This is a genomic window from Streptomyces sp. NPDC046900 (assembly GCF_040644975.1).
In the GTDB taxonomy this organism is placed as follows: Bacteria; Actinomycetota; Actinomycetes; order Streptomycetales; family Streptomycetaceae; genus Streptomyces.
Genome location: NZ_JBEYXD010000206.1, coordinates 1 through 3,867 on the forward strand (window position 1 = coordinate 1; position 3,867 = coordinate 3,867).

Annotated in this window: 2 protein-coding genes; both read right to left on the minus strand. The window is 69.1% G+C overall.

Annotation, left to right across the window (positions count from 1 at the left end):
- Positions 1-38 precede the first annotated feature (38 nt).
- A complete protein-coding gene (locus ABZ904_RS50745) occupies positions 39-2,402 on the minus strand; it encodes a site-specific integrase (protein ID WP_361831090.1) in 2,364 nt (787 codons plus the stop codon).
- 161 nt (positions 2,403-2,563) lie between these two features.
- On the minus strand, positions 2,564-3,784 hold the full coding sequence (locus tag ABZ904_RS50750) for a site-specific integrase (protein WP_361831093.1): 1,221 nt from the start codon (positions 3,782-3,784) through the stop codon (positions 2,564-2,566).
- Positions 3,785-3,867: the final 83 nt, after the last annotated feature.

A 3,867-nucleotide genomic window follows, 5' to 3' on the forward strand; every position in this document is an offset into this window, starting at 1 on the left:
CGGTCGGCGATCATTATCTGAACCAGCGCGATGCCCGCTCAGGCGTCCGGCGAGAGGTGTGGTCCGGTCGTTGGGGAGATGGTGTGTGGTGCGATGTCGTGGAAGCGGGGCATGCCGAGGTCGGTGGTCCGGCGTGCTGACTCCTCGAGTTGGGCGATCTTGTTGTTGGCGGCGGAGACGCTGACGTTGAGGCCGTCGACCTCTCCGAGCCAGCCGTGCTCGCGGGCTTCGTCGATCCGGGCAATGAGGTTGTCGCGGATCTCGAGGAGCCGGGGCAGCTGGGCGGGGTCGGTCCGCAGAAGTGGGCAGCGGATGCAGGCGTGTTCGTGGATGCAGCCGGTGCCGTAGGCGCGTCCGCAGCTGCCCAGGGAGACCTTGCGGTGCTCGAAGTGACCGAGGAACTCCTCCCACTCCTTATCTGTAGGGGACCGGTATTCGGTGGAGGGCCGCAGGTCACGGCGGCGGGCGAGGTAGGCTCGGTGGCCGGTGATGGCTTCTTCGGGGTAGACGGCCTTGTAGCCCATGGTCGTGTTGATGTTCGCGTGCCCCATGATCAGCTGACAGATGTGTGGCGGCATCCCGTTCATGATTGCTTCGGTGGCGAAGATCCTGCGGAAGTCGTGGGGCTTGAAGTCCAGCAGCGAGCCCGAGGCGTCCGTCAGTCCCATGCTGTTGGCTGCGTCGGTGATCCAACGGCGGAGGGTTGTCGCGCTGAGGGGGCGGGCATCGGCGCCGTGGCGGTGCTGGAAGAGGACGGGCATGGCCGGGGTGAACTCGTGCTCGTGGACGTCGTAGGGGACGACGAGGGGGACCGCGCCAGTCGCATCGCGGACACGGTGGATGATCGCGGCTAGGACATCGGCGAGCTCGGGTGAGATCACCAGTAGCCGTTCGAGGTCGTTCTTGGACGGGGTGATGTGCAGCAGCGGCACGAGTTCGCCGGTGGAGGGCAGCCGGTATTGGACCAGGCTGTGGTGGGACAGTTCGGTGAGTTCCTCGATGCGGATCCCGGTGGCCTGAAGGACTTCCACTGCGGCCCAGGTCCAGAACGCGGTGTCGTCCTCGCGCGTGAGGTCGCGCCGTGTGCCGGTGGTGGGGTCCTCGGCCCAGATGCGGGAGCTTCCGGTGGCCATCCGGGTTCGTCGCAGCGAGGTGGCGCCGTGGCTGAACGTCTCGCCGGGCGGCGTGCGGTCGGCCGCCTTGAGCAGGGCGGTCGCCTGGACGCGGGCGTCGTCGACGTGGCGACGCAGAGCGGGCAGGTGGGGCAGTCGCTCACGGGTGCGTTGATCCATCCGCGACTTGCGGCGGGCGGTGTCCTTGGTCGTACCGATGTCGGTGCGGCGGACCGGGCATGGGACCGCCCAAGCCGCCCAACGCTCGGGTTCCTCGCTGGCCCAGTGGGACAGGTCGAGGTAGAACGCTCGGACCGTGGTCAGCAAGGTGGCGGCGTCGGTGCGGGGTTCGGTCGTCTCCACCCGGCGGCCGTCGGCGGTGCGGACGGTGACGCTCTTCACGGCGGTGCGGCTCTTCCAAGCGGTAGCGATGTCCGGAGGTAGCCGCAGTGAGTCGATCCCGGGGTGGTGGTTCTCCAGGTCCTTCCAGAACAGTTTCACCAGGTGGTAGGCGAGTTGCTTGAGCGAGGCGTAGTCGAGGCGGGGCCGGTGCTCGGCGAGGTAGGCGACCAGCAGGTCGCGCACTGGCCGGCAGGCCAGGGCGTACTGGTCCACCAGTTCCTCGACGCTGAGCTGGTGGCCGAAGCGCCGGTCGAGCATGCGCAGAGTGGTCGGCGCGTCGGGCGGGAAGTGCCCGATTACGTGCAGGAGTTGGTAGAAGCCCCATCCGGGATGACCAGCCCCCTCGGCCTTGCGTCGGTCGCGCAGTTCGATCAGCTCCAGGCAGTCTCCGACGGTGATGTCGGCGACGGTGCCGCCCTTGGCAGTGAGGATCACGGAGACCTGCTCGACCGCGTGGCGGCGCTGGTCGAAGCTCAGACCGGCCGCGGTGGCCTGCTCGGCAAGTGCGGCGAACCCGCGCGGGTCGCGCAGGCGGGGGATCTCCCGGCCCAGGGGGAAGCGGATCGGGCTGGTCACGAGCCAGGCCATCGGCGGACGCAGGATGTCGGCGTAGATGAGCTGGCCAAGACCGGAGGTGACCGCCGTGACGAGGCCCTCGTGCCCGATCGTGCCGGTGCGGCCGGAGTCCTGCAGCCACTGTGCCGCAGCCGGGCGCCAGTCGGCGCGCGGGTCGTCGGCGATCCCGCTGGATTGCCAGCGTTCCTGCCAGGTTTCTCCTGGCTGTTGCTCCAGCCAGTCCAGGAACAGGACGACGGCGCGTCGGCGGCGCCGCTGGTTCGCTGGCGTGCCTATGGTCAGCGGCGGCGCGGCCAAGCGGGCCAGCAGCATCGCGCGACTCCAGGTCGTGGTCGGCCAGCACATCGGTGACGGTCGTGGTGGGAACCGGCGACGCAGATCCTGCGAGTCCCGACCCCGGGGCGATCGGTCCGGCGGCGGGGCGGTGTCCGTTGTGCCGACAACCGGTGCCGGTGCCCGGCTCGTCACGCCGGTCACCGGCCGAAGAGGACGTCGAGCGACTCGCTCCGGTAGCCGGGGGCGGTCGGGGCCGGCGGCTCGGCGGCGCGGTCGGCTGCCCTGCGGTGGTGGGCCAGCACCGAGGCGATCACATCCTCCGGAACGGGCGAGAGGTAGAGCTGTGTGGTGGCCAACTGGGCGTGTCCCAGGACCCATTGGACGTCGGTCAGTGGCATCCCCGGGTCTCTCGTCATCCGGTAGGCGGCGGTGTGCCTCAGATCATGCAGGCTCCAGTTTGCCCCGATCATGGCATTGACCCGCTGGAACATCCGGTAAGCCGCCGGATAGGACAACGGGCGGAACGGACGGCGCAACGTCCACCACAACGGACCGTCTGCACCCGGCTCGACCAGCCCGTCCATTTGCACCTGGTAGAGGCGCAACCACACCAACGCGTCCGGAGACGCGGGAAGCGACTGCAGGGCCCGGCTGCCCTTGCGTACCACCGTCACCAGCTGTCGGCCCATGTCCACTTCCCCGCACCGCACCCCCAGCAACTCCGACGCCCGGGCCCCCGTGGACACCCACAACGCCACCAGCGCACGGTCCCGGTGCGAGGACAGCCGGGAGAACAGCTCATCGAACCGGTCGTCAGGGATCCGCCGCGGAGCCCGTTGGGCGATCTTTGGCCGGTAGAGGCCGCTGCGTTCGAACCGCACCGGTGCCGTCGGAGCCCGGTGAGCCCCCGCTCGTTCCCCGTCCCGGCCTCTGACTAACGGGAACGGGTTGACCAGCGGACCGCTCCCCATCTCCAAATGGAAGGCGTAGAAGCCGCGGAGCACTGTCTCACTGTGCGCCCGTGTCCGCGGCGCGTACTGGCGGCCAGGACCACTCTTGCCGGTCACCGGATTCACGCGTTCCTGCGGGACCGCACCGTCCCCCTTCGGCTTCTCGGTCACCCGCAGCCACCGGCAGAAGTCCCTCGCCTCCACCCGGGTGGCCTGCCCCCACGGCACTTCGACCGCCCACAGGAACCGGAACCACCTCAGCAACGCCAGCGCGTACGAGCGCTGCGTCGTCGCCGGCCGCCCGATCGCCTGCAAGTCCTTCAGGTACTCAGCGACGGGACCAACCACCGCCCCGGAGGCATCCAGCAGCTGGTACGGCTCCCACGGATTGGCGGTCTCCACCACCGTCCCCACTGGCGGCACCACCAACCCCGCGAGCTCACCTGAACCTTCACGAGCCTCAGCCATGCGCCCAGACGGTAGCCACAACGACACGACCCCATGCCGTGAACTGCGAAGACAAGCACGGTAGTTCAGTCAACAGTCAGGTG

Excerpts from the sequence above, each read along its gene's own strand:
- ABZ904_RS50745 (WP_361831090.1), bottom strand. The coding sequence starts at position 2,402 with ATGCTGCTGGCCCGCTTGGCCGCGCCGCCGCTGACCATAGGCACGCCA.
- ABZ904_RS50750 (WP_361831093.1), bottom strand. The coding sequence starts at position 3,784 with ATGGCTGAGGCTCGTGAAGGTTCAGGTGAGCTCGCGGGGTTGGTGGTG.